The organism is Kitasatospora sp. NPDC086009 (assembly GCF_044540385.1).
Taxonomy (GTDB): domain Bacteria; phylum Actinomycetota; class Actinomycetes; order Streptomycetales; family Streptomycetaceae; genus Kitasatospora.
Genome location: NZ_JBITSA010000012.1, coordinates 112,435 through 136,775, shown reverse-complemented (window position 1 = coordinate 136,775; position 24,341 = coordinate 112,435). Strand labels below are relative to the sequence as shown.

23 protein-coding genes and 1 pseudogene are annotated in these 24,341 nt (G+C 73.3%); 13 read left to right on the top strand and 11 right to left on the bottom strand.

What is annotated here, in order from left to right; genetic code table 11:
• Positions 1 to 3: 3 nt before the first annotated feature.
• From ACIF6L_RS25635 to ACIF6L_RS25610, 6 genes and pseudogenes are all read left to right on the top strand, one after another.
• The gene (locus tag ACIF6L_RS25635) at positions 4 to 1,014 is read left to right on the top strand and encodes a polyprenyl synthetase family protein (RefSeq protein ID WP_329489247.1); all 1,011 of its coding nucleotides are present in this window, start codon (positions 4 to 6) and stop codon (positions 1,012 to 1,014) included.
• Between the two features lie 241 nt (positions 1,015 to 1,255).
• Positions 1,256 to 1,918 (top strand): response regulator transcription factor, encoded by a 663-nt coding sequence (locus ACIF6L_RS25630; RefSeq protein ID WP_329489248.1) that lies wholly within the window; start codon positions 1,256 to 1,258, stop codon positions 1,916 to 1,918.
• 330 nt (positions 1,919 to 2,248) lie between these two features.
• Positions 2,249 to 4,198, top strand: a pseudogene (locus ACIF6L_RS25625) (2-oxoacid:acceptor oxidoreductase subunit alpha); the annotation flags it as partial.
• Positions 4,199 to 4,296: 98 nt separating this feature from the next.
• A complete protein-coding gene (locus tag ACIF6L_RS25620) occupies positions 4,297 to 5,349 on the top strand; it encodes a 2-oxoacid:ferredoxin oxidoreductase subunit beta (RefSeq protein WP_396488783.1) in 1,053 nt (350 codons plus the stop codon).
• Positions 5,350 to 5,492: 143 nt separating this feature from the next.
• Entirely contained in the window at positions 5,493 to 5,843 is a 351-nt protein-coding gene (locus tag ACIF6L_RS25615; protein WP_329489250.1) for a hypothetical protein, read from the top strand.
• A gap of 125 nt (positions 5,844 to 5,968) precedes the next feature.
• Positions 5,969 to 6,595 carry a GNAT family N-acetyltransferase gene (locus ACIF6L_RS25610; protein ID WP_396488782.1) on the top strand — a complete coding sequence of 209 codons (627 nt, stop codon included), beginning with the start codon at positions 5,969 to 5,971 and terminating at the stop codon, positions 6,593 to 6,595.
• Here the strand turns inward: ACIF6L_RS25610 and ACIF6L_RS25605 are convergent.
• On the bottom strand, positions 6,564 to 6,944 hold the full coding sequence (locus tag ACIF6L_RS25605) for a VOC family protein (RefSeq protein WP_396488780.1): 381 nt from the start codon (positions 6,942 to 6,944) through the stop codon (positions 6,564 to 6,566). The genes ACIF6L_RS25610 and ACIF6L_RS25605 overlap by 32 nt on opposite strands.
• A gap of 239 nt (positions 6,945 to 7,183) precedes the next feature.
• Between ACIF6L_RS25605 and ACIF6L_RS25600 the strand changes: the two genes are divergently transcribed.
• Positions 7,184 to 7,639, top strand: coding sequence for a carboxymuconolactone decarboxylase family protein (locus tag ACIF6L_RS25600; protein ID WP_396488778.1), 456 nt, complete (start codon positions 7,184 to 7,186; stop codon positions 7,637 to 7,639).
• Between the two features lie 44 nt (positions 7,640 to 7,683).
• Here the strand turns inward: ACIF6L_RS25600 and ACIF6L_RS25595 are convergent, their stop codons facing one another.
• Both ACIF6L_RS25595 and ACIF6L_RS25590 read right to left on the bottom strand, forming a co-directional pair.
• Positions 7,684 to 7,887, bottom strand: coding sequence for a hypothetical protein (locus ACIF6L_RS25595; RefSeq protein WP_396488776.1), 204 nt, complete (start codon positions 7,885 to 7,887; stop codon positions 7,684 to 7,686).
• Positions 7,888 to 8,015: 128 nt separating this feature from the next.
• Positions 8,016 to 8,729: a hypothetical protein gene (locus ACIF6L_RS25590; protein ID WP_396488775.1), complete on the bottom strand. Its 714-nt coding sequence runs from the start codon at positions 8,727 to 8,729 to the stop codon at positions 8,016 to 8,018.
• 301 nt (positions 8,730 to 9,030) lie between these two features.
• On the opposite strand from ACIF6L_RS25590, the gene ACIF6L_RS25585 reads away from it, so the two are divergent.
• Positions 9,031 to 9,891, top strand: coding sequence for a hypothetical protein (locus tag ACIF6L_RS25585; RefSeq protein WP_396488773.1), 861 nt, complete (start codon positions 9,031 to 9,033; stop codon positions 9,889 to 9,891).
• Between the two features lie 154 nt (positions 9,892 to 10,045).
• On the opposite strand, the gene ACIF6L_RS25580 is transcribed toward ACIF6L_RS25585, so the two are convergent.
• Positions 10,046 to 10,255, bottom strand: coding sequence for a DUF6011 domain-containing protein (locus tag ACIF6L_RS25580; protein WP_329489256.1), 210 nt, complete (start codon positions 10,253 to 10,255; stop codon positions 10,046 to 10,048).
• A 145-nt stretch (positions 10,256 to 10,400) separates the two neighbouring features.
• Between ACIF6L_RS25580 and ACIF6L_RS25575 the strand changes: the two genes are divergently transcribed.
• A complete protein-coding gene (locus ACIF6L_RS25575; RefSeq protein WP_329489257.1) occupies positions 10,401 to 11,168 on the top strand; it encodes a TetR/AcrR family transcriptional regulator in 768 nt (255 codons plus the stop codon).
• Between the two features lie 209 nt (positions 11,169 to 11,377).
• Here ACIF6L_RS25575 and ACIF6L_RS25570 read toward each other — a convergent pair whose 3' ends face one another.
• Positions 11,378 to 11,713, bottom strand: a complete 336-nt coding sequence (locus ACIF6L_RS25570; RefSeq protein WP_352290672.1) for a helix-turn-helix domain-containing protein — start codon at positions 11,711 to 11,713, stop codon at positions 11,378 to 11,380.
• A gap of 289 nt (positions 11,714 to 12,002) precedes the next feature.
• On the opposite strand from ACIF6L_RS25570, the gene ACIF6L_RS25565 reads away from it, so the two are divergent.
• Together ACIF6L_RS25565 and rarD are read left to right on the top strand one after the other, a co-directional pair.
• On the top strand, positions 12,003 to 12,863 hold the full coding sequence (locus ACIF6L_RS25565) for an SDR family oxidoreductase (protein WP_359803762.1): 861 nt from the start codon (positions 12,003 to 12,005) through the stop codon (positions 12,861 to 12,863).
• A 153-nt stretch (positions 12,864 to 13,016) separates the two neighbouring features.
• A complete protein-coding gene (rarD, locus tag ACIF6L_RS25560) occupies positions 13,017 to 14,066 on the top strand; it encodes an EamA family transporter RarD (protein ID WP_396488770.1) in 1,050 nt (349 codons plus the stop codon).
• 51 nt (positions 14,067 to 14,117) lie between these two features.
• Here the strand turns inward: rarD and ACIF6L_RS25555 are convergent, their stop codons facing one another.
• The 3 genes from ACIF6L_RS25555 to ACIF6L_RS25545 are packed head-to-tail and all read right to left on the bottom strand — an operon-like array spanning position 14,118 to position 17,429.
• Positions 14,118 to 15,068 (bottom strand): ABC transporter permease, encoded by a 951-nt coding sequence (locus ACIF6L_RS25555; protein WP_396488768.1) that lies wholly within the window; start codon positions 15,066 to 15,068, stop codon positions 14,118 to 14,120.
• Entirely contained in the window at positions 15,055 to 16,191 is a 1,137-nt protein-coding gene (locus tag ACIF6L_RS25550) for an ABC transporter ATP-binding protein (protein ID WP_396488767.1), read from the bottom strand. The genes ACIF6L_RS25555 and ACIF6L_RS25550 overlap by 14 nt, the downstream gene beginning before the upstream one ends.
• The gene (locus ACIF6L_RS25545; protein WP_396488765.1) at positions 16,191 to 17,429 is read right to left on the bottom strand and encodes an outer membrane lipoprotein carrier protein LolA; all 1,239 of its coding nucleotides are present in this window, start codon (positions 17,427 to 17,429) and stop codon (positions 16,191 to 16,193) included. The genes ACIF6L_RS25550 and ACIF6L_RS25545 overlap by 1 nt, the downstream gene beginning before the upstream one ends.
• A 179-nt stretch (positions 17,430 to 17,608) precedes the next feature.
• Here ACIF6L_RS25545 and ACIF6L_RS25540 point away from each other — a divergent pair, with 179 nt between their 5' ends.
• Both ACIF6L_RS25540 and ACIF6L_RS25535 read left to right on the top strand, forming a co-directional pair.
• Positions 17,609 to 20,215, top strand: a complete 2,607-nt coding sequence (locus ACIF6L_RS25540) for a bifunctional FO biosynthesis protein CofGH (RefSeq protein ID WP_396488764.1) — start codon at positions 17,609 to 17,611, stop codon at positions 20,213 to 20,215.
• Positions 20,216 to 20,492: 277 nt separating this feature from the next.
• A complete protein-coding gene (locus ACIF6L_RS25535; RefSeq protein WP_329489264.1) occupies positions 20,493 to 21,608 on the top strand; it encodes an ADP-ribosylglycohydrolase family protein in 1,116 nt (371 codons plus the stop codon).
• Positions 21,609 to 21,754: 146 nt separating this feature from the next.
• Here ACIF6L_RS25535 and ACIF6L_RS25530 read toward each other — a convergent pair whose 3' ends face one another.
• From ACIF6L_RS25530 to ACIF6L_RS25520, 3 genes are all read right to left on the bottom strand, one after another.
• Positions 21,755 to 21,964 (bottom strand): DUF397 domain-containing protein, encoded by a 210-nt coding sequence (locus tag ACIF6L_RS25530; RefSeq protein ID WP_329489265.1) that lies wholly within the window; start codon positions 21,962 to 21,964, stop codon positions 21,755 to 21,757.
• Positions 21,961 to 22,824, bottom strand: a complete 864-nt coding sequence (locus ACIF6L_RS25525) for a helix-turn-helix transcriptional regulator (RefSeq protein WP_329489266.1) — start codon at positions 22,822 to 22,824, stop codon at positions 21,961 to 21,963. Before ACIF6L_RS25525 ends, ACIF6L_RS25530 begins: the two co-directional genes overlap by 4 nt.
• Positions 22,825 to 23,289: 465 nt before the next feature.
• Complete coding sequence (locus ACIF6L_RS25520) at positions 23,290 to 24,045, bottom strand: GPP34 family phosphoprotein (protein WP_329489267.1); 756 nt, start codon at positions 24,043 to 24,045, stop codon at positions 23,290 to 23,292.
• Positions 24,046 to 24,341: the final 296 nt, after the last annotated feature.

The window sequence follows — 24,341 nt, the reverse complement described above, 5'->3', positions numbered from 1 at the left end:
TTCGTGACCGTCGTGGGACCCTTTGGGCTCAACGTGCAGGACCGCGATCTGACCCGCGATGTCCAGTCCGGGATGGACGCGGTGGAGGTCGCGCTCACCGAGGCCGTGAAGAGTGACGTCCCGTTCATCACCGTCACCGCCAGCCACCTGATGGAAGCCGGCGGCAAGCGCTTCCGCCCGCTGCTGGTGATGCTCGCCGCGCAGTTCGGCGACGCCAACGCCCCGGGCGTGGTCCCGGCCGCCGTGGTGGTCGAGCTGACCCACCTCGCGACGCTCTACCACGACGACGTCATGGACGAGGCCCCCGTGCGCCGCGGCGCCCCCAGCGCCAACTCGCGCTGGGACAACTCGGTCGCCATCCTCACCGGCGACTTCCTGTTCTCCCGCGCCTCCCAGGTGCTCGCCGACCTCGGCCCGGAGGCCGTCCGGCTGCAGGCCGACGCGTTCGAACGGCTGGTCACCGGCCAGATCCTGGAGACCGCCGGCCCCCGCCCGGAGGACGACCCGCTCGACCACTACCTCGCCGTGCTGGCCGGCAAGACCGGCTCGCTGATCGCCGTCTCCTGCCGGATCGGCGCGCTGATGGCCGGTGCCGAGCCGTGGGTGACCGACATCCTCAGCGCGTACGGCGAGCGGATCGGCATCGCCTTCCAGCTGGCCGACGACGTGCTCGACATCGCCAGCGACGGCCACGAGTCCGGCAAGACCCCGGGCACCGACCTGCGCGAGGGCGTGCCGACGCTGCCCACGCTGCTGCTCCGGCAGATGCCGGTCGACGAGTCCGACCCGGCCGACCTGCGGCTGCGCGAGCTGGTCGAGAGCGACCTCGCCGACGACGACCTGCACGCCGAGGCGCTGCGCCTGCTGCGCCGCCACCCGGCACTGGAGCGCGCGCGCCGGGAGACCCTGCGGCACGCGGAGGAGGCCCGCGCGCTGCTCGACCCGCTGCCCGACAGCGCGGCCAAGGCGGCCCTCCAGGGCCTGTGCGACGCGGTGGCCATCCGCACCATGTGACCGGCGGCCCGCCGCATGTGCCCGGCCGTGCACCGGAGGTGACCGGTCGTCCGCCGCCTGTGACCGGCCGTCCGGGCGCTGCTCCGACCGGCCGGGCGCACCCGCCCGGCGGTCGGCGACCGCGGCCGGCGGGATTCTCCGCCCGGCGGACCGGGGCGTCCGCGGATAGGGAAGACTGACCTCGTCAGCACCGTCCGCAGCGCCGCCAACCGTCCGCAGCGCCGCCAACCGGAAGGCCACCATGCTTCGCGTCGTCATCGCCGAGGACTCCGTCCTGCTTCGGGAGGGCCTGACCAGGCTGCTGACCGACCGCGGTCTGGAGGTCGTGGCGGGGGTCGGCGACGGCGAGGCGCTGCTGAAGGCCGTCCACGACCTGGCCGGCGCCGGCGCCCTGCCCGACGTGGTGGTCGCCGACGTCCGGATGCCCCCGACCCACACCGACGAGGGGGTGCGCGCCTGCGTCACGCTGCGCGGCCTCTACCCCGAGGTGGGTGTCCTGGTGCTGTCGCAGTACGTCGAGGAGCGCTACGCCTCCGAGCTGCTGGCCGGCTCCACCCGGGGCGTCGGGTACCTGCTGAAGGACCGGGTGGCCGAGGTCCGCGAGTTCGTCGACGCCGTGGTGCGGGTGGCCGGGGGCGGCACCGCGCTGGACCCCGAGGTCGTCCAGCAGCTGCTCAGCCGCAGCCGCAAGGGCGACGTCCTGGCCGGGCTGACCCCGCGCGAGCGCGAGGTGCTCGGGCTGATGGCGGAGGGCCGGACCAACGCGGCGGTGGCCAAGCAGCTGGTGGTCTCGGACGGCGCGGTGGAGAAGCACGTCAGCAACATCTTCCTCAAGCTGGGCCTGGCCCAGAGCTCCGAGGACCACCGGCGGGTGCTCGCGGTGCTCACCTACCTGAACTCGTAGCGGGGCCGCCCGCGGGCCGACGGCGGGGGTGACAGCGGGCGCGCGCGGTCTCCGGCCCGCCGGACGGCCTCCGGCCCGCGTTCGCGTCCCTGTCCGCGACACGCGGGGGCGGGGCGCGCGGAACCCGTCCGGGCGCCCGAGCAGGGGCGTTCCCGCCGGGGTCCGGCCGGTGACCTACCGTGTTTCCGTGACATCCGGCGGTGATTTCCCGCCGCATCGGGTAGTTCCGTCCAAGGCAATCCTTACCCGCATAGGATGCGAGAGGTGCACCAGGCGGACGGGGCACACGGCTCACGCCCGCGGCTGGTGCCCACGAGGAGGTCCGCGGCAGTGACCAGTCAGGTCGATCAGTCAGAAGCGGTGGACGGTCCGGACGGCGACGGGGGCCGTTCCGGGCCCGGTGAGGGCCGCTCCGGCCCCGCCGTGCCGGCCGGTCCGCAGCCCAGGCGAGCCAAGCCGATCCGCAGATTGGACCGGGTGATCATCCGCTTCGCCGGGGACTCCGGCGACGGCATGCAGCTCACCGGTGACCGCTTCACCTCGGAGACGGCGTCCTTCGGCAACGACCTCTCCACCCTGCCCAACTTCCCGGCCGAGATCCGGGCCCCCGCCGGCACGCTCCCGGGGGTCTCGTCCTTCCAGCTCCACTTCGCCGACCACGACATCCTGACCCCGGGGGACGCGCCCAACGTCCTGGTGGCGATGAACCCGGCCGCCCTGAAGGCCAACGTGCCGGACCTGCCGCGCGGCGCGGAGATCATCGTCAACACCGACGAGTTCACCAAGCGGGCCCTGGCCAAGGTCGGCTACCCGGCCGACCCGCTGGGGGACGGCTCGCTGGAGGCCTACCACCTCCACAAGGTGCCGCTGACCACGCTGACCCTGGAGGCGCTCAAGGACAGCGGGCTGACCCGCAAGGACGCCGAGCGCGCCAAGAACATGTTCGCGCTGGGCCTGCTCTCCTGGATGTACCACCGGCCCACCCACGGCACCGAGTCCTTCCTGCGTACCAAGTTCGCCAAGAAGCCGCTGATCGCCGAGGCCAACATCAGCGCCTTCCGGGCGGGCTGGAACTTCGGGGAGACCACGGAGTCCTTCGCCGTCTCGTACGAGGTGCCGCCGGCCAAGCTGCCACCGGGCCGCTACCGCAACATCTCCGGCAACCTGGCCCTGTCGTACGGACTGATCGCCGCCTCCGAGCGCTCCGGGCTGCCGCTCTACCTCGGCTCGTACCCGATCACCCCGGCCTCGGACATCCTGCACGAGCTGAGCAGACACAAGAACTTCGACGTACGGACCTTCCAGGCGGAGGACGAGATCGCCGGCATCGGTGCGGCGCTCGGTGCCTCGTTCGGCGGCGCGCTGGGCGTGACCACCACCTCCGGCCCGGGCGTCGCCCTGAAGAGCGAGACCATCGGCCTGGCCGTCTCGCTCGAACTGCCCCTGCTGGTGGTCGACATCCAGCGCGGCGGTCCGTCCACCGGCCTGCCGACCAAGACCGAGCAGGCGGACCTGCTGCAGGCGATGTTCGGCCGCAACGGCGAGGCGCCGGTGCCGATCGTCGCCCCGGCGACCCCGGCCGAGTGCTTCGACGCGGCCCTGGAGGCGGCCCGGATCGCCGTCACCTACCGCACCCCGGTGTTCCTGCTGTCGGACGGCTACCTGGCCAACGGGTCTGAACCCTGGCGGATCCCCGAAGTCGGCGAACTGCCCGAGATCACCCCGGACTTCGCGACCGGCCCGAATCGCGAGGACGGCGCGTTCTGGCCCTACCAGCGCGACCCGCAGACGCTGGCCCGCCCCTGGGCGGTGCCCGGCACGCCGGGCCTGGAGCACCGGATCGGCGGGATCGAGAAGCAGGACGGCACGGGGAACATCTCCTACGACCCCGCCAACCACGACTTCATGGTCCGCACCCGCCAGGCGAAGGTGGACGGCATCGCGGTGCCGGCGCTGGAGGTCGACGACCCCGGCGGCGAGGCACGGGTCCTGGTCCTCGGCTGGGGGTCGACGTACGGGCCGATCACCGCCGCCGTTCGCCGGGTCCGGGCCGACGGCGGGCAGGTCGCCCAGGCGCACCTGCGCAACCTCAATCCGTTTCCGGCCAATCTCGGTGCGGTGCTGAAGGGTTACGACAAGGTCATCGTGCCCGAGATGAACCTCGGGCAGCTGGCGCTGCTGCTGCGGGCCAAGTACCTGGTGGACGCGCAGTCCTACAACCAGGTGCGTGGACTGCCGTTCAAGGCGGCCCAGTTGGCGGACGTGCTGTGGGCGGCGATCGGCAGCCTGGACGCGGCGGGTGCTGCTTCGGGTGCTGCTTCGGCGGCTGCTTCGGGGGCTGCTTCGGGTGCTGCTTCGGCGAACGAGGAGGACAACCGATGAGCGAGAAGTTCCCCTCCTTGAAGCTGGTGCCGAAGGCCGAAGGGCCCCAGACCGCCAAGGAGTTCAAGACCGACCAGGAGGTCCGCTGGTGTCCCGGCTGCGGGGACTACGCGATCCTGGCGGCGGTGCAGGCCTTCATGCCGGAGCTGGGGATCAAGCGGGAGAACACCGTCTTCGTCTCCGGCATCGGGTGCTCCTCCCGTTTCCCGTACTACATGAATACCTATGGGGTGCACTCGATCCACGGGCGCGCACCGGCCATCGCCACCGGGCTGGCCTCCTCCCGGCAGGACCTGAGCGTCTGGGTGGTGACGGGTGACGGCGACGCCCTCTCGATCGGCGGCAACCATCTGATCCACGCGCTACGGCGGAACGTCAATCTGAAGATCCTGCTGTTCAACAACCGGATCTACGGCCTCACCAAGGGCCAGTACTCGCCGACCAGCGAGGTCGGCAAGATCACCAAGTCCACGCCGATGGGCTCACTGGACGCGCCCTTCAACCCGCTCTCGCTGGCCATCGGCGCGGAGGCCACCTTCGTCGCCCGGACCATCGACTCCGACCGCCAGCACCTCCAGTCCGTGCTGCGGGCGGCGGCGGAGCACGAGGGCACCGCGCTGGTGGAGATCTACCAGAACTGCAACATCTTCAACGACGGCGCCTTCGAGATCCTGAAGGAGTCCGGCACCCGGGACGAGGCCCTGATCCGCCTGGAGCACGACCAGCCGATCCGCTTCGGCGCCGACGGGGCGCAGGGCGTCTTCCGGGACGCCGACGGCGAGCTGTACGTCGACACCGTCACGGCCGACAACGAGGCCTCGGTGGTGGTCCACGACGCCCACGCCGCAGGCTCCGCGGCGGCGTTCGCGCTCTCCCGGATCGCCGACGCCGACACCCTGCACCACACCCCGATCGGTGTCCTGCGCAGCGTCCGCCGGCCGGTCTACGACGAGCTGATGGCCGCCCAGCTGACCACCGCCGTGGCGCAGCGCGGCACCGGTGACCTGGCCGGTCTGCTGGCCGGCAGCGACACCTGGACGGTCGACTGACCGTCGCCGGGCGGACGACGGCGCCCCGGCGGGAGCGATCCCTCCCGCCGGGGCCACCGCCGGGTCGATATGACAGGTGTCATCCCGAAGAGCTGTCCCCGGGCACTACGGGCCGACGCCCGCCCGGTCCTACCGTTCTTGCCATGACGAACACGAAGCTCGTTGACACCAGGACCGACGTCCACGTGAGCATCATCGGTGGCACCCGGCTGGCGGGCCGGGAGGTCCACCGCCGCACCGTGACCGCCTCGCTGATCGGCGGTGCGGACATCGACCTGACGGATGTGGAGATCCCCGACGGCGCCGAGCTCCGGATCACCAAGCTGAGCCTGATCGGCGGGGTGAGGCTGAGGGTCCGCCCGAACGTGCGCGTCGTGGTCAGCGGTCTGCGCCTCGGCGGCGTCCGCGACGATGGCCGTACCGAACTCGGCGGTCCGACCGTGCACGTGGGGGCCTGGGGCCTGCTCGGCGGTGTGAGCGTCCGCCGCCCGTGAGCACCCGGGGTCGTGAGCGTCCGGTCGGTCGGAGGGAGGTCGGTTGGGGGAGGTCGGTCGGGGGGAGGTCGGCCGGGGGGAGGTCGGCCGGTCCGTGGTCCGGTGCGGCTGGGTATCGTCCGGGTATGGCCGAACTGATCGCACCGACCACCCGTCTGCACGCCAACTGGCTTGAGGCGCACAAGGAATGGGGCCCGGGGAGCCATGAGGACGGCTTCGGGCTCACGCCGGGCGACGAGGTCGACTCCCCGGCCGGCTTCGCCGCCTGGATCTCCCGGCTGGCCGCCGAGGAGGCGCCGTCGCACCCGGCCGAGGCCGGGGCACTGGCCTTCCGCTACCGCTGGATCGTGGAGGACGGCCGGGTCCTGGGCGGCATCGTCCTGCGGTACGGAGTGCACGGCTTCGTCCCGTACTTCGGCCACATCGGCTACGGCATCCGGCCCTCCGCCCGCCGCCGCGGACTGGCGGCGTGGGCGTTGGGCCGGATGCTCGACGAAGCCCGCACGGTCGGCCTGGACCGCGTCCTGGTCGCCTGCGCGGTGGACAACATCGCCTCGGTCCGGACCATCGAGGGCCGGGGAGGTGTTCTCGAAAGCGTCCAGGACACCAAGTTCGGTGCCGTTCGCCGCTACTGGATCGGGCTCCAGGGTGACCCGGCGCCCGTCGCCCGGCCGACGGCCGGGGTGTCGTCGCGGACGTCCGGTTCCTGTCGCTGGGCTCCTACTGCTGGACCCACTCGACCAGCTGGATGACCACCCCGTTCGGGTCGGTGACCTGGAACAGCCGCTCGCCCCAGGGCTCGTCGCGCAGCGGCATGGTGATCTCCACGCCGGCGGCCCGCAGGCGGGCCTCCTCTGCTGCCACGTCCGCCACGGTGAACGCCAGGATCAGCCCGGCGGCGTGCTGGTCCCGGAAGCCCTCGGGCAGCACGTCGAGGCCGCGGCGCAGGTAGACGACGTTCATCCCGGAGTCCGGGCGCCCGAGCGAGGCGAAGCCGTCGGCCGCCATCTGCTCGGCGAACCCGAAGTGCTGCTGGAGGAAGTCGGCGGAGGCGGTGACGTCCTCGACGGTGAGTGAGACGGCGGCGCCGGTGATCTGCATGGAGGAGTGCCCTTTCGTCGGCGATTATCCCGTACGCAGTACACTATACATAGTACGGAGAATTGCGCCAGAGGTCTGCGAGGGGGAGTGGGCGGGGAGCGCGGGGGATCGGGGCTTGTGTTGGAGTGAACTCCAACTCATACCGTCGTCATGTCGGCCGGGGAGGACTCCTCCCGGGGCCGGAAGCCCGATCGCCCGTCCCTGATTGCGGCCGTCCCGACGGCAGAAACGGATCACCCATGACGAACGCCATCGCCACCGCCTCCACCACTGCCGCCGCCACCGCGGCTGTCCGGCAGGAGCGCTTCGACCACGGCATGGGCGTCCTGGCCCGGATCGACGGCGAGAGCGGCCAGAAGGTCATCGAGGCGCTGGCGGACGTCTCGCCGGAACTCGGCCACCAGGTCGTCGCCTGGGCCTTCGGCGACATCTACGACCGCCCGGGCCTGGCGCCGCGCGACCGGCAGCTGGTGACCCTCGGCATGCTCACCGCGCTCGGCGGCTGCGAGCCCCAGCTGGAGGTGCACATCAACGCGGCCCTCAACGTCGGGCTCGGTCGGGAGGAGATCGTCGAGGCGCTGCTGCACTCGGCCGTCTACTGCGGGATGCCCCGCGCCCTCAACGCGACGTTCGTCGCCAAGAAGGTCTTCGGGGAGCGCGGCCTGCTGCCCGTCGCAGTGCCGGCCGAGGGCTGACCCCGAGTGGGGCCGGGGGGTGGGGGTGGGGGTGCGGCGGGGCTTCAGGAGTCGGAGGCGCCCGGGTCGGAGCGGCGGGACGACTTGGCGAAGGCCTTGAAGGCGGCGAGGAGCCCGTCACGGGCGGCCCCCGCGAACAGTACGGCGACCCGCAACGGGTAGTTCCGGGCGTACCGGGCCCGAACGGAGCGGACGGCACGCGGGGCCGCGGGGCCCTGGCGGGGCGTCGGGCGGCGGGGCTCGTTCATGAGGGGACGGTACCTCGGGGGGTCGGCGTGCGGCCGCGGCTGGCGGGGTTGGTGAAGTCGGTGGGGTCGGAGCGCGAGGTGCGGGCACCGGGCCGGTGGGACCGGCCCGGCGACCGCACCTCGCACCACTACTTCCAGAAGATGGCGCCCTTGCCCAGGCTGTAGGGCGCGCCCCAGTACTCGGCGCCCGAGACCTTGGTGGCCGCCGGGGCGAGGGCGACGGCGCAGCCCTGGGCGGTCTGGCCGTTGGTGAAGCCCTTCGGCAGCGAGGGGTTCGCGCACTTGGCGAAGCCGCCGATGATCATCAGTTCCTGGGCCTCGCTGCCGTCCGGCAGGAGGCCCTTGACGTGGTCCACGCTGGTGAAGGCCAGGTCGGTGGTGCCGGTGTTGGTGATCGAGTACCGCACGTAGTACGGGACGAGCCCCTTGGCCTTGTCACCGAGCTTGAGTGCGGCCAGGTCGGCCGGGTCGCCGGTCTCGATCGCGGTGACCGACAGGGCGATGACGCCCTTGGTGCTGCCGGAGCTGAACTGCACCTGGGCGGGCTGGCCGATCTTGAAGGTCTGCCCGGGGGTGGCGTCGGTACCGCCGCCGGCCGCGGGAGCGGCTGCGGGCGCGCTGGTGGCCGCGGTGGTGGGAGTGCCGGTGGCGGCACCCGACGGGCTGGCCGCGGCCGGCGTGCTCGCGGAGGCGGCCGGGGTCGTCGGCGCGGCGGCCGGTGGCGGAGTGCTGCTCGCCGTGTCGGCCGCCGGGTCGTCGTTGCAGGCGGTGAGGGTCAGGGCGCCGACCGCTGCGAGACCGACGAGCGTCCACATGCGCTTGCGGGTGTGGATGCCGTTCATAGGAGGTTCCCCCGTGTTCCGGGCCGTCAGGCGGCGGCCCTGCTGAGATCTTGATAGCGGGGCCGGGGGGTCGGGGGCCATGGCTTCGGCGCGGTTCGGCCCGAATGTGACGTGACCGCGTCGGAGTTGTCGACGAGCCGGTACAGTAGCGCCCCTTGCGCCCGGCCGCCCGGCTGCCGAACCGCAAGGCGCTGAACCGGCCCTGACGGAGGGACGCGGCGGGTGCCGGGCCCGTTGCGGAGGCGTCTCGGAGGCGTCTCGACCGGACGCCCCGCCCGCGCGCCTGGCTACGGTGGTGGCCATGAGTACGGGGGGCGGATCGGCCTGGGCCGGGGTACGGCGGGTCTTGCTGACGTTGTCGGGCGTGGTCGTGGCCGGGGCGGTGATCCTCGTCGCGGTCGTCCTCTGGCAACTGCACGACCTCACCACCGTGTCCCCCGCACCGGACGCGAGCGCGCTCGCCCGGGCCGCCGACACGCGTGCGGCCCGCGACCGGGCGGTGGCGTTCGCCGACGAGCAGACCGGACTGGTCCGGGCGGCCGCGCCCTGGGCGGAGGCGCTGGACAGCTCGGTCGCCGACCTGTGCGAGGCCCGGGCCGCCTCCGGCAGCTTCGGCAGCAAGCCGGTGTGGTCGGGGGTGATGTGCCGGCGGACGACGGTGCTGTACGCCGCGTTCGACGGTGAGATCGAGCCCCGGCTGGCCGAGCTGGACCGGGCGCTGGCCGGCGACGGCTGGAAGCCGCGCAGCGGCGGCAGGGACTTGGTGCGGGAGCTGCACTACCAGCACAGCCCGGGTGGCGACGCCTCGGCCGAGCAGACGGCCGAGGCGCTGGCCCGGCCGAACTCGGTCGCCGTCGACCACACGCACGGCGCCGGGCAGAACTCCGTCACCCTGACCGTCGCGGTCGCGGACGGCAAGGGTCTGCCCAGGATCAGGGGCAGTTGGGACGACTCGTCAACCCTGCGCGGGCCGGACGCGAAGCCCTACGCGGACGGTGAGTCCGAGCGGGTCGTGTACCAGGACTGGCGGCGCGTGGACGCCGAGGCACTTCAGGCGAAGGCCTACGCGAACCATCGGTACCTGCTGGCGATCGGCGTGACGCAGCTCTACGCCGCCGGCTGCCCGGGCGCCACGTGCAACGGGAGCGCACCGAGCTGGTGACGGCCGGCCCGGAAGGCCCCGGGGCGGAGTGGGAAGTCGGCCGGTCCGACGTCCTGCTCCGCGTTAGCGCCCCTGCGTCACCTGAGGAGGCGGCGTCGGAACGCTGCGGGGTGGAGGCGGAGCCGGGTGTTGCGGTTCCGGCCGATGCGGCCGGTCACCGGGATGGGCCGAACCCGGGCAATGGGTCCTGGTCGACCTCGTGGCGGGCGACCCGTTCGGTCGGGTCCCGGCACTCCGGGCCCAGCCGCAGGATGCGGGATTCCGGGTCGTGCAGCGGGCGGTGGCAGCGGCGGCAGGTGACTCGGGAGCGGACGACCTCTGCCGAGTCGGTGCCGGGGAGTGGCTCGGGGGCGCGGTCGGTCATGGGTCGACCCTAGAGCTTGCCCGACGGTGCCCGCCGGGGGCCTGCTCGGCCCCGCAGTCCGGACGCGCCGCTGTTCTCCTCCCGGTGCGCTCCGGCGGTACGCCCGGCAGGCCCTGTCCGGGCGGGCGCGTGAAAGGATTCCCCCATGGCGAGTGAACGCAGCAGTGCGGGGGATCCGGCGCGGACGCTGGCACTGCTCTGGGGCGTGTCGACCGAGGAGAAGCCGGGCCGTCGTGGTCCCCGGCAGGCGAAGTCGCCCGCGGAGATCGCGGCCGTGGCGATCGCGCTGGCCGACGCCGACGGCGTGGACGCGGTGACGATGCGGCGAGTGGCGCAGGAGCTGGGCGTCTCCCCGATGGCGCTCTACACGTACGTCCCCGGCAAGGCCGAGCTGCTCGACCTGATGCTGGACACCGTCTACGCGACCATGCCGCGCAGCGCCCCCTCCGACGAGGGCTGGCGGGCCAGGGTCGCCGCGGTCGCGGACGACAACCGCGCGCTCTACCGCGCCCACCCCTGGGTGGCGAGCATCTCGACCAGCCGTCCGCCGCTGGGGCCGGGGCTGATGGCCAAGTACGAGTACGAGTTGTGCGCCCTGGAGGGTACCGGGCTGCCGGACGTGGAGCTGGACGCCGCGCTCACCCACCTGCTGGGTTTCGTCCAGACCTGTGCCCGGATGGGTGCCGACGACCGCGCCGCGCAGCAGGACAGTGCGATGACCGACGAGCAGTGGTGGGCGGCCAACGCGGACCTGCTGGCCCGGGTCTTCGACGCCGAGCGGTACCCGGTCGCCGCCCGTGTCGGTGCGGCCGCCGGCGAGGTGCACGGCGGCGCGTACAGCGCGGACCACGCGTACGCCTTCGGCCTGGCCCGAGTGCTGGACGGGTTCGCGGCGCTGATCGCGGAGCGGTAGCCACCCGGCGGGGCCGCGAATCTGTAGACCGGTCGGTTGATTCTGGACGCCTTAGGTAGACCGGTCTGCATATTCGCCAGCTGCACGGGCCCGGAATCGCTAGACCGGTCTACAGAAACACCCCTTGAGGCCCATCTCAGTAGACCGACCGACATATGTAGACCGACCGACATAAAACGCGCCGGCCCCACCCTCAAGCCCGCCCCGCCTCAGCGCGGGCGGGCGTCGTACCCGGCGCGGGCCTCCTGGACGACGGGGACGCGCTGCTCGGACCAGCGGGCGAGGGCCGCCACCAGGTGGGCGGCCTCCCGGCCGAGCGGGGTGAGGCTGTAGTCCACCCGTGGCGGGATCACCGGATGGGCCTCGCGGAGGACGAAGCCGTCGCGCTCCAGGGTCTGCAGGGTCTGCGCGAGCATCTTCTCGCTCACCCCGGACACCCGCCGTCGCAGCTCGCTGAACCGGTAGCCGCGTTCGTCCAGCGCCGCCAGCACCAGGACGCCCCACCGGCTGGTGACGTGCTCCAGTACGCCGCGGGAGGGGCACATGCGGTCGTAGACGTCCGGCGGCGGCAGCTCGCCGAGCGGCACGGCCGGCCGGGCCGGGGAGGGGGTGGCGGCGTCGGAAGCGGCGGGGGCAGCAGGGGCGGCGCCCTGGGCCATTACCTGCATGTCATTACCTGCATGTCAGTACCCTACTTTGAAGTGCGTACTTTCGAGAAGTAAGTGCCCCTCCTAGGGTGAGTGTCGAGGCCGAGATGGATCGGCCGTCCGACCGGGAGTTCAACGGGCAACGGCCCGAACCGAACCGACCTGACCCGACCCAGGGAGCAGCAACATGTACGTCGTCACCGGTGCCACCGGACAGCTCGGCCGACTGGTCGTCGAGGGCCTGCTGGCCGAGGTCCCCGCCGGCGAGGTGGCGGTGGTCGTCCGCGACGCCGAGAAGGCCGCCGACCTCGCCGCCCGCGGCGTGACCGTCCGGGTGGCCGACTACGACCGTCCGGAGAGCCTGGCGGGCTCCTTCGCGGCCGGCGACCGGGTGCTGTTCATCTCGGGCAGCGAGGTCGGCCGCCGCATCCCGCAGCACACCGCCGTGATCGAGGCGGCGCGCGCCGCCGGCGTCGCGCTGCTCGCGTACACCAGTGCGCCCGGCGTGGCCACCTTCCGGCTGGCGGACGAGCACAAGGCCACCGAGGCGGCGATCCGGGAGTCCGGGCTGCCCTTCTCGTTCCTCCGCAACGGCTGGTACACCGAGAACTACCTGGGCGACGCCGCCGGCACGGTGGCGCGCGGCGTGGTGATCGGCAGCGCCGGGCAGGGCCGGGTGGCCACCGCCCCGCGTGCGGACTACGCCGCCGCGGCGGTCGCGGTGCTGCTCGGCGAGGGGGACGAGGGTGGTCACGCGGACACCGTGTACGAGCTCAGCGGTGACGTCGCGTGGAGCCTGCCGGAGCTGGCCGCCGAGCTGGCGCGGGTCTCCGGCCGACCCGTCGAGCACCGCGAGGTGACCCCGGCCGAGCACCGCGCGGTCCTGGTCGGCGCGGGCCTGCCGGAGGGTTTCGCCGACGTCCTGGTGGACGTGGACGCCGGTATCGCACGCGGCGAACTGGCCGGCACCCCGGGTGACCTGGCCCGGCTGATCGGCCGTCCGACCGTCCCGCTGGCGGAGAGCGTGCGCACGGCGCTGGGCGCCTGACGCGCCGGAGCACCGCCCGGGCCGACCGCGAAACCGCAGGTCGGTCGGGCGGCGTCTCATGTCATGAGCAAAATGCGAATACGGAGATGACAGTCGGCCCCCGCGCCCGCTACCGTCGGCACGACATTGGTGCGCGCGGAGGGCAGGCCGTCGATGGCGGAGACAACCCAGCAGGAGGCCGGCCGGGGCCTTTGGTACGGCCTGGCGGCGTACGGGATGTGGGGGCTCTTCCCGTTGTTCTGGCCGCTGCTGGAGCCGGCCGCCGCCGACGACATCCTCGCCAACCGGATGGTCTGGTCACTGGTCGCCGTCGTCGTACTGCTGCTCGCCCAGCGGCACTGGGGCTGGATACGCCCGCTGCTGCGCCAGCCCCGCCGGCTCGCCATGCTGGGCGGGGCCGCCGCCGTGATCTCGGTCAACTGGGGCGTCTACATCTGGGGGGTCAACGCCGGTCACGTCGTCGAGACCAGCCTCGGCTACTTCATCAACCCGCTGGTCACCATCGCCTTCGGCGTGGTGGTGCTCAAGGAGCGGCTGCGGCCCGCGCAGTGGGCTGCCGTCGGCATCGGCGCCCTCGCGGTGGCGGTGCTGACCGTCGGCTACGGACGGCTGCCCTGGATCGCGCTGACCCTGGCCTTCTCCTTCGGGACGTACGGGCTGCTCAAGAAGACGGTCGGGCTGAGCGGGCTGGAGAGCCTGGCCGCCGAGAGCGCCTTCATGTTCCCGTTCGCCCTCGGGTACCTGGTCTACCTGGCACTCGTCGGCCGCGGCACCTTCGGGCACACCGTGGCGGGGTCGTTCGGCTGGGGGCACTCCGGGCTGCTGATGCTCAGCGGGGTGATCACCGCGATCCCGCTGCTCTGCTTCGGCGCGGCGGCGGTCCGGGTGCCGCTCACCGTGCTCGGGCTGCTGCAGTACCTGGCGCCGTTGTTCCAGTTCCTGATCGGTGTCACGGTGTTCCACGAGTCCATGCCGCCCGCCCGCTGGGCCGGCTTCTCGCTGGTCTGGGCCGCGCTGGCGCTGCTGACCTGGGACGCGCTGCGCCGGGTGCGGAGCGATCGGGCGGAGCGGGCCGCCGTCCTGGCCCGGTCGGCCGCCGCCGTCCCGGCCGACGCCCCGACTGCCAGCCCGGCCGACGCCCCGACCGCCCCGGCCACCGCACCCACCCCGCCCCTCGACGCGGCCCCGGCGCCCACCCGCTGACGGGGGCGCGCAGGGCCGGCCGGCGGGGCGGCCCCGGCCCCCGCCGGCCCGCTACGCGGTGATGTCCCGGCTGGTGAAGCGTGACCACGCGGCCGAGCCGAAGACGGCCACGTACGCGGCCTGCAGCCCGAGGTTCTCCAGCACGCCGTCCCAGTACATCGGTTCGCGCAGCAGGTCCCCGAAGCTCAGCCAGTGGTGGGTGAAGAGGAACGGCTGGATCGCGTGCAGCTGGGGGAAGCTGTCGAGGATCTGGACGGTGATCACCAGGCTGACGGTGGCGGCCATCGCCGCGATGCCGCTGCCGGTGAGCGTCGAGATGAAGAGCCCGATCGCGACCAGTCCGGACAGCGAGGCGGCCACGACCAGCGCCACCAGCACCGCCCGCAGCAGCGCCGGGCCGAGGCCGATGGTCTCCCCGGAGATCAGCGTGACCTCCCCGAGCGGGAACAGCGCGGCGCCGGTGGCGAGCGCCGCCAGCGCGACCGTCGCCGTCGCCGCCAGGCAGAACGCCAGACCGGCCGTGAACTTGGCGGCCAGCAGCCTGGTCCGCCCGGCCGGCGCGACCAGCAGGTAGCGCAGGGTGCCGCCGGCCGCCTCGCCGGCCACCGAGTCGCCGGCGACCACCCCGACCGTCATCGGCAGGAAGATCGGCAGGGCCACCGCGAGCGAGGTGAAGACAAGGAAGAGGCCGTTCTGCGTCACCTGCGCGATGAAGGCCGGGCCCCCGCCGCCCTGCGACCCGTCGGTCTCGATCCTGACCACCACACCGATCAGGACCGGCAGCACCCCGAGGATCCCCAGCAGCACGATCGTCCGCATCCGGCGGAAGGTCAGCAGCAACTCGCTGCGGAACAGCGCCAGGAACCCGGCCGTCGTCTGCGCCCGGCGCCCGGTCACCCCGGGAACGCCCGGCAGGCCCGGCGCACCCACCGCGCCCGGCGCACCCACCGCACCCGCTGTCCCCACCGTCTCCGGTACGGCCGGAGCCTCAGCCCGCGACATCGAAGCCCTCCCCGGTCAGCGCCACGAAGGCGTCCTCCAACGTGCCCCGCTCCACTCCGAAGCCCCGCACCCGCACCCCGGCCGCGACCAGCGCCGCGCAGAGCTCCGGCAGGCCGTCCTCGGCGAGCGCGTCCGGCGCCCCCTCGACCCGGTCCTCGCCCGGCAGCACGTCGCGGACCCGGTGCGCCGCCAGCACCCCGGCGGCCAGCGCCACGTCGGGGGTGCGGACCACCAGCCGCCCCTGGGCCCGGGCGGCCAGCTCGGCCACGGTGCCCTGCACCAGCAGCCGGCCGCGCGACATCACCGCGGCGTGCGTGCAGACCTGCTCGATCTCGTCCAGCAGGTGGGAGGAGAGGAAGACCGTCGTTCCCTCGGCCGCGACCTCCCGGATCAGCGCCCGGATCTCCCGCATGCCCTGCGGGTCGAGGCCGTTGGTCGGCTCGTCCAGCACCAGCAGCTCGCGCGGCTGGAGCAGGGCCGAGGCCAGGCCGAGCCGCTGCTTCATGCCGAGCGAGTACGCCCGCGCCTTCTTCCCGGCCGCGGCGGTCAGCCCCACCCGGTCCAGCGCGTCGGTGACCCGCTGCCGGCGGGTGCGCGGGTCGGCGGTCGGATCGGCCGCGTCGAACCGGGCCAGGTTGTCCCGGCCGGAGAGGAAGCCGTACAGCGCGGGGCCCTCGATCAGTGCGCCGACCCGCGGCAGCACCGCGGTGACGGACTGCGGCATCGACGCGCCGAGCACGGTGGCCATCCCCGAGGTGGGCGCGATCAGGCCCATCAGCATGCGGATGGTGGTGGTCTTGCCGGAGCCGTTGGGCCCGAGGAAGCCGAAGACCGAACCGCGGGGGACGGTCAGGTCCAGCCCGTCCACGGCGAGCTGCCCGCCCCGGAAGCGCTTGGTCAGCCCCCGGGTGCTGATCACGGCGTCGGACGGGGAGCAGGACGGAGCGGCGGACCCGGACGGAGCGGCGGACCCGGAGGGAGCGGCGGACCCGGACCGGCCGTCGCCGGCGGCGGGAGCAGTGGACGGGGCGACGGCGGGTACGGCCACGGGGGCCGGGCGCACCTCGGCGCCCCGGCCCCCGGCCGGCTCCGTAACGTCCCCCGTTACAGGAGCCCGGGTCATTACTTCACCCCGGCCGCACTCTGCAGCACCGGCAGCGTCACCGCACCGGCGAACACCCGGCCGTCATCCGTGACCAGCACGTTCAGCACCTTGGTGCTGATCAGGCTGCCGCCCTGGACGGGCTTGCCGAGCGACTTGACCAGGCCCTGCACGCTCTGGCCCGGCGCCCGGCCCTCGCCCCCGTGCCGGCCCTGCTTGCCGGACTCCGCCGGTGCCGGGGCGGCGTCGCCGCTGGGCAGCCGGGTGCTCAGCACCGTCGTCCAGCCCTCGCCGACGACGTTCAGGCCGTCGGCGCCCGCCCGCTCCGGCGCGCCGCCGGGGGCCTGCCGGCCCTCGCCGCCGGCCTCCGCCCGCTGCTCCGTCACCTTGGCGCCCTTGGGGGCCGAGAACTCGAAGGACTTGGCGGCCGGCCTGGCGAAGGAGACGTCCTTGAAGTGGACGTCCAGCACGGCGGAGCCGTCCGTCCCCTTGACCACCACCGCGAGCGGTACGCCGTTGTCGGCGGCCACCGCGATCCGCACCTCGCCGATGGTGGAGCCGGACTGGGTGGGCTTCACGCTGAGCTGGTACGCCTTCTGCCCGGCGACGTTCGCCGTGCCGTCGACGGTGAAGGCGGTGGTGCCCGCGCCCGCCGCGAGGAACTCCTTGGCCGCCTCGGCCGGCGTGGTCGGCACCCCGGTGAGCGGCGCCCCGCCCCGGTGGCCCTCGGACCGGGCGCCCTGCGGGGCCGTCAGGTGCACGGCCTCGTTGGTGGAGCTGTCCCAGGCCCAGACCTGGTCGCCGTTGTGCACCAGCTCGTACTCGGAGAGGTTCTCGATCAGGCCGACGCGCTGGCGGTCCGGACCGTCCACCGCGACCCGCAGGGTGTGGTCCCCGCCGAGCAGGCCGGTCAGCTTGGCCTCCGGCGCGGCCGAGGAGCCCTGGCCGGCGCCGCCGGAGCCGAGCCCGCCGCCCGCGGCCGAGAACAACTGGCTGGGCACCCCGAGGTCCGCGGAGACCGAGACCGTCCCGGAGAGCGTCTGGGCCTGCGAGCCGAGCGCCTTCGCCACCACCTGCTCCGCCGTCAACGCGGGCAGGTTCGGCGGGGCGTCGTCCGCCAGCGCGGGCACCAGCCCGATGCCCGCGGCGATCGTGCCCGCCACCGCCAGCGGCACCGCCACCCGCACCGCGGTGCGCCGGCCCGAGCGGTAGGGCACGCCGCCGCCCGGGTGTCGTTCAGTCGTCGTGTCGTCCGTCATAGCGTCCAACCCCTCCGTAACCGTGACCGACTGCCTGTCCGCTCCATTACACGGCCCCGGGGCGCCCGAGTCATCGCTCTGCAGGGCCAGATCGGGGTCGGTCTCCCGGCGCAGACGACCCTGACAGGCCCTCAGGGTCACCTCCTCCGGAGGTACCGGAACTGGCGTAGGGTCGCGCCATGGACGCAACCTTCACCCCGACTGCGAACGCGATGCGGCGCGCCCTGCGCCGTGCCCGGGACGGTGTCGCGCTGGACGCGGCAGAGGCTGCGGTGCTGCTCCGGGCCAGAGGCGCGGACCTGACGGACCTCTGCGCGAGTGCGGCCCGGGTGCGCGACGCGGGCCTCGCGACGGCGGGCCGGCCCGGCGTCATCACCTACTCCAAGAGCGTGTTCATCCCGCTCACCCGGCTCTGCCGCGACAAGTGCCACTACTGCACCTTCGCCACCGTCCCCGGCAAGCTGCGCCGGGCCGCGCAGGGCACGGCGCCGGAGCTCCCCGGGCGCAGCCACGGGATGTTCATGTCGCCCGACGAGGTGCTGGAGGTGGCCCGGCGCGGGGCCGAACTGGGGTGCAAGGAAGCGCTGATCACCCTCGGGGACAAGCCCGAGGACCGCTGGCCCGAGGCCCGCGAGTGGCTGGACGCGCACGGCTACGACGACACCATCGCCTACGTCAGGGCGATGTCCATCCGCATCCTGGAGGAGACCGGCCTGCTGCCGCACCTCAATCCCGGGGTGCTGAGCTGGACGGACTTCCAGCGGCTCAAGCCGGTCTCGGCCTCCATGGGCATGATGCTGGAGACCACCGCGACCCGGCTCTGGAGCGAGCCCGGCGGCCCGCACTACGGCTCGCCGGACAAGGAGCCGGCCGTCCGGCTCCGGGTCCTGGAGGACGCCGGACGCAGCTCGGTGCCGTTCACCAGCGGGCTGCTGATCGGCATCGGCGAGACGTACGAGGAGCGCGCGGAGTCGCTCTTCGCGCTGCGCCGGGTCTCCCGGGCCTATCACGGCATCCAGGAGCTGATCCTGCAGAACTTCCGCGCCAAGCCGGACACGGCGATGCGCGGCATGCCCGACGCCGAGCTGGACGAGCTGGTCGCCACCGTCGCGGTGGCCCGGCACATCATGGGCCCGGCGGCCTGCCTCCAGGCGCCGCCGAACCTGGTGGACGGCGAGTACGAGCGGCTCATCGGCGCGGGGATCGACGACTGGGGCGGCGTCTCGCCGCTGACGCCCGACCACGTGAACCCCGAGCGCCCCTGGCCGCAGATCGACCGGCTGGCGGAGCGTTCGGCGGCGGCCGGCTTCGAGCTGCGCGAGCGGCTCGCCGTCTATCCCGAGTACGTCCGGCACGGCGAGCCGTGGCTGGATCCGCGGGTGCTGCCGCACGTCCGGGCGCTGTCCGACCCGGAGACCGGGCTGGCCCGCCCGGACGCCGTGGTCCAGGGCCTCCCCTGGCAGGAGCCGGAGGACCTGCCCGCCTCGTACGGGCGGACGGACCTGCACGCCACCATCGACACCGAGGGCCGCACCGGCGACCGCCGGGCCGACTTCGAGGACGTGTACGGGGACTGGCAGGTGCTGCGCGAGCAGGTGCTCGCCAAGGGCGCCCCGGAGCGCCTCGCCGGCGATCTGCGCGGGGCGCTGGCGACGGCCGCCGACGACCCCGCCCGGCTGACGGACGACCAGGCGCTGGCGCTGTTCCACGCGGACGGCCCGGCCCTGGACGCGCTCTGCCGGATCGCCGACGACGTGCGCCGCGCCGCGGTAGGCGAAGACGTCACCTACTGCGTCACCCGGAACATCAACTTCACCAACGTCTGCTACACCGGCTGCCGGTTCTGCGCCTTCGCCCAGCGCCGTACCGACGCGGACGCCTACACCCTCTCCCTGGAGCAGGTGGCCGACCGGGCCGCGCAGGCCTGGGAGGTCGGCGCCACCGAGGTCTGCATGCAGGGCGGCATCCACCCCGACCTGCCCGGGACGGCCTACTTCGACATCGCGCGCGCGGTGAAGGAGCGGGTGCCCGGCATCCACGTGCACGCCTTCTCGCCGATGGAGGTGGTCAACGGCGCGACCCGGACCGGCCTCTCGATCCGCGACTGGCTCCAGGAGGCGAAGGCGGCGGGGCTGGACAGCATCCCGGGCACGGCAGCCGAGATCCTGGACGACGACGTCCGCTGGGTGCTGACCAAGGGCAAGCTGCCCGCCGCGACCTGGGTGGAGGTCGTCACCACCGCGCACGAGCTGGGCATCCGCTCCTCGTCCACGATGATGTACGGCCACGTGGACAACCCGGGGCACTGGCTGGGCCACCTGCGGCTGCTGGCGGAGATCCAGCAGCGCACCGGCGGGTTCACCGAGTTCGTGACGCTGCCGTTCATCCACACCAACGCCCCGGTCTACCTGGCCGGCATCGCCCGGCCCGGGCCGACCGCGCGGGACAACCGGGCGGTGGTCGCGATGGCGCGGCTGCTCCTGCACCCGCACATCCCCAACATCCAGACCAGCTGGGTGAAGCTGGGGGCCGAGGGCGCGGCCGAGATGCTCCGCTCGGGCGCCAACGACCTGGGCGGCACGCTGATGGAGGAGACCATCTCGCGGATGGCCGGGTCGGCGTACGGCAGTTACAAGTCGGTCCGGGACCTGCGGGCGATCGCCGAGGCGGCGGGGCGCCCGCACCGGCAGCGCACCACCACCTACGGCGAGGTCCCCGCCGAGCGGCTGGCCGCGGCCCTGGCCTCGGACGGCCACCTGCCGGAGCTGCTGCCGGTCCTGGACTGACCTCCCCCCCCGGTACCGGTGACGGCCCGCCGGGCTCCCCTGCCCGGCGGACCGCCGGCGGCACGGCCTGCCGGCCCGGAGACGGGCAGGCCCCGGCACGGCAGGGAGCCCGGGGTGGCCGGCCGCGGCCTGCGCGTGGCGGGTCGCCACCATCGTGTCGAAGTGTGGTGTTCGAGGGAATCGCTCGACTTGTTCGGTCATTCGAATACAGTGCGAGGGCGCGCGGCCGGCCGAGCGTCGCGCTCCCCGGTTCCCGGACGAAAGGCGCTCCGTCGTGATGCCACTGTGGTCACGAGCCCAGCAGCAGGACTTCCGCAGCCGGGTGCGGGGCTGTCTGCTCGGTGGGGCGATCGGTGACGCGCTCGGCGCGGGCGTCGAGTTCGAGTCGCTGGAGAAGATCCGGGCCGCGCACGGCCCGCTCGGCGTGACCGGCTACATACCCGCCTACGGGCGGCTCGGAGCGGTCACCGACGACACCCAGATGGTGCTCTTCACGGTCGACGGGCTGATCCGCGCCCACATCCGGCGGGACACCGGCAGCTGGCACCCGCCCACCGACCTCCACCTCGCCTATCTGCGCTGGGCCGCCACCCAGCGGGACTGGGGTCCGGACGAGCGCCGCACCGACCTCGGCTGGCTCGGTCGCGAGGAGTGGCTGTACGCCCAGCGCGCCCCCGGCCAGGCCTGTCTGTCCGGCCTCTCCGGCCCGGACGCTGACCGCCTCGGCACCGTGGAGGTGCCCAAGAACCCGCACTCCAAGGGCTGCGGCACGGTGATGCGGGCGGCGCCGTTCGGGCTGCTCACCACCTGGGAGCCGGGCCTGGTGTTCCAGCTGGCCGTGGAGTGCTCGGTGCTGACGCACGGCCACCCCACCGGCTACCTCTCGGCCGGCGCCCTGGCGGTGATCGTCCAGACGGTGGCCCGCGGCGGCACCCTGGAGGAGGGCGTCCACCTGGCGCTCGCCCTGCTCTCCGAGCGTCCGGCGCACGAGGAGACCACGGCGGCGCTGCGGGCGGCGCTGGACGCGGTACGGGCCGGCGAGCCGTCGGCGGAACGGGTCGAGGCGCTGGGCGAGGGCTGGGTCGCCGAGGAGGCGCTGGCGATCGGGGTGTACTGCGCGCTGGTCGCCCACGACGTGCGCTCGGGCCTGCTGCTGGCGGTGAACCACTCGGGGGACAGCGACTCCACCGGCGCCATCTGCGGCAACCTGCTCGGGGTGCTGCACGGGGACAGCGCCCTACCGCCCGGCCTGGTGGCCGCGCTGGAGGGACGCGGCGCCCTGCTCGAACTGGCCGACGACTTCGTCCTGGAGCTGATGCACGGGCCGGAGCTGCACGGCCTGGACACCCCGGAGGGCGCCGCCTGGGCGGACCGCTACCCGGTGCTGCGCTGACGTTCCACCCGGCCCGGTGGGCCCTGGGCCCGATCGGCCCGGTTCGCCGGCGCGCGGCCGCGTAGGTGCCGGTAGCGGCGCCCGCGGCCCCGGGGGAGGGCGGCGGACACCGCTACGGGCGACTGCGCCGAGAACGGCGCGGTGGCTCAGAAGCCGCCGAACACCCCTGCTCCGGCATCGACGGCGAACGCCTTCCAGGCCTCGGCCGAGAAGTTCAGCTGAGGACCCTGGGGATCCTTGGAGTCCCGCACCGCGACGGCGCCCGCAGCCGGCGTGGCGATCTCCACACAGGCGCCGTTGCCGCCGCTGTGGGTGCTCTTCCGCCAGGTCGTCCCGTTCTCGAAGGTGGTGCTCATGCGTGGTATCCCTCTTCAATCGTGGCTATCAGTGACCGGCTCTCGACCACTCCGAGCGCCGCTGCCCGCAGGTGGTCGTAGAGACTGGTATAGCGGCGCACGTCGGCTTCCTTCTCCAGGTAGAGATCGCTCGTCACCCCTTCGAAGTAGACAACCGTGGAATCGGCTGACTCGGGGAACTCCAGCAGGGAGAATGTCCCGGTCATGCCGGGGTGGGCGCCGTGCGAGAACGGGATCACCTGGATCGTGATGTTCGGGCGCTGGCTCAGCTCCAGCATGTGCTTCAGCTGATCGGCCATCACCGCCCGGTTGCCCACTTCGCGGCGCAGCACCGCCTCGTCTATGACGGTCCAGAGGCTGCCCAGCGGGTTCTCGCCGTGGACGCGGTCCTGGCGCTTCATCCGGACCTGCACCCGCCGCTGGACGGAGAGCGCGTCGGTGTCCGGCTGGGTGCCCTCCACGACGGCCTGGGCGTACTGCTCGGTCTGCAGCAGCCCCGGGACGAACGAGGACTCGTAGGCGCGGATCGACGAGGCCTCGGCCTCCAGGCCGATGTACACGCTGTACGGGGTCGGCATGTCGTTGAAGTCGTGCCACCAGCCGCGCTGGCGGGACTCCCGCGCCATCTCCATCAGACTGGCCCGCATGGCCTCGTCGGTCACGTTGTAGACGTCGCAGAGGTCGCGCACGTCGCGCTGGCTGATGCTGCGGCGCCCGTTCTCCAGGCGGCTGATCTTCGACTGGGAGACCATCAGCCGGCCGGCCACCTCCTCCGCCGTCATGGCCAGGCCCTCCCGCAGCTTGCGGAGTTCGGAGCCCAGGCGCCTGCGGCGCACGGTGGGGTTGATGTTCGCGGACACGTCGACCTCCGGCCGGACCTCTGGTGATCGTTGGAACGGCAGTCCTCGGAACACAGTGGAAATTGGGACCAACCCCCCTGACTTGGAGCAGCATGACACCTTGGATCAGGTCGGCGCCGGGGAATCGCAGGAGCGCAGTAGAACACATCATCGGAAAAGCGCTTTGGCGAGACGGCGGGCCTCCCCGCGTGGTAAGGCGACGGTGCGGCTCGATCCGGTAGTGCTGCGGTGGCGGTGCGATGGGTCGTACGGGCGCGGCAGGCGCCCGGACACGTGCCGGTGGCACGTGCTCGGGCAGGCGGGACGGGGCGCCGCACGGGTGCCCGGCCCCGCCCGCGGGGTACGGCGGAGGGGCGGCCGCCCGGCGACTTCCGTCGCGGGCGACCGCCCCTGCTTCCTGCCGGCTGTTCACCGCCGGGTGGCGGCGTGAGCTGTGCGGCGTGCGCCGCGCGTGGTGGGTCCGGGTCAGCGGACGCCGACGCGGGGCGGTGCGACCCGGCCACCGGTCCCGCCGCGGCTCGCCGCCGCACGCGGTCCCGGTCGGTCCGCGCCGACCGGAGCGCCGCCACCACCTTGGGATGAACGGTTCTGCTGCGACGGCAGACCGTTCTGCACGTCCATCACCGCGTGCGCGACCATCCCGCCCAGTGGGTCGTAACGGATCAGGTCGCGCAGCCGTGACCGTGAGGACCGGCCCTCGTTGCCCGGGTACAGGTGCTTGCCCAGGCCCACCGAGTGGGCCAGCGCGGCCAGCGCGGCCGTCCGCGGGTCCGGCGGCACGCCGGTGCGGATCGCGGTGTCCAGCCGCTGCTTGATCGCGGCATTGGTGCAGTCGTCGGACGCCTGGTAGCGCGTCGTCGGCAGCACGCCGCACATCTGGCCCGGCACGGCCGTGACCATGCCGCACCGCTCCAGGTGCGCCAGATAGGTCTGCCTGAGCCCCAGTCTGGGCCCGCCGATCCAGTGGGCCGCGCGAACCGGGCTGCCGCGTCGGCGCAGCAGTTCCAGTGCGTGGTCCAGGGTCGGGTCGCCTGTCGGCCGTGGCAGTACCACGGCGATCCGATCGCCCTCCGGGACGATCCGTCCGGCCAGGGACAGCTCGACGAGCTGGGCCCCGGCGAGTCCGAGGTCGAGGGTCTGCGGCTGCGCAGTGGTACCCGTGGTCGGGTCCAAAGCGAGCAGCAAGAGTTCCTCGGGAACAGTTCTGCGGCTCTTGCCCATCCAAGCCTCCCCGCGTGGATGAATGACAGCGTGACGCCTCTCACACGGGCTTGTCGAGTACGCCTCCGAATCGTGACCTTGCGGTCGCGGCGGGGAACCGGTGGAGGCGGGCCCGGCGTCTGACCGGTGGAGGGACCGCGGTGCGGCCGTGCGGCGGCAATACGCGCCGGTCGGGCGGGGTGTGGGCGGCCGGAACGGTCGCCGGTGGCGGAGACTGTACAGGTACACGGGGCGGGGCGTCGGCTTCCCGAAATCGGGTCTGCCGGTGCCCCGCCGGGCGTTGAGGAGGCTGGGTT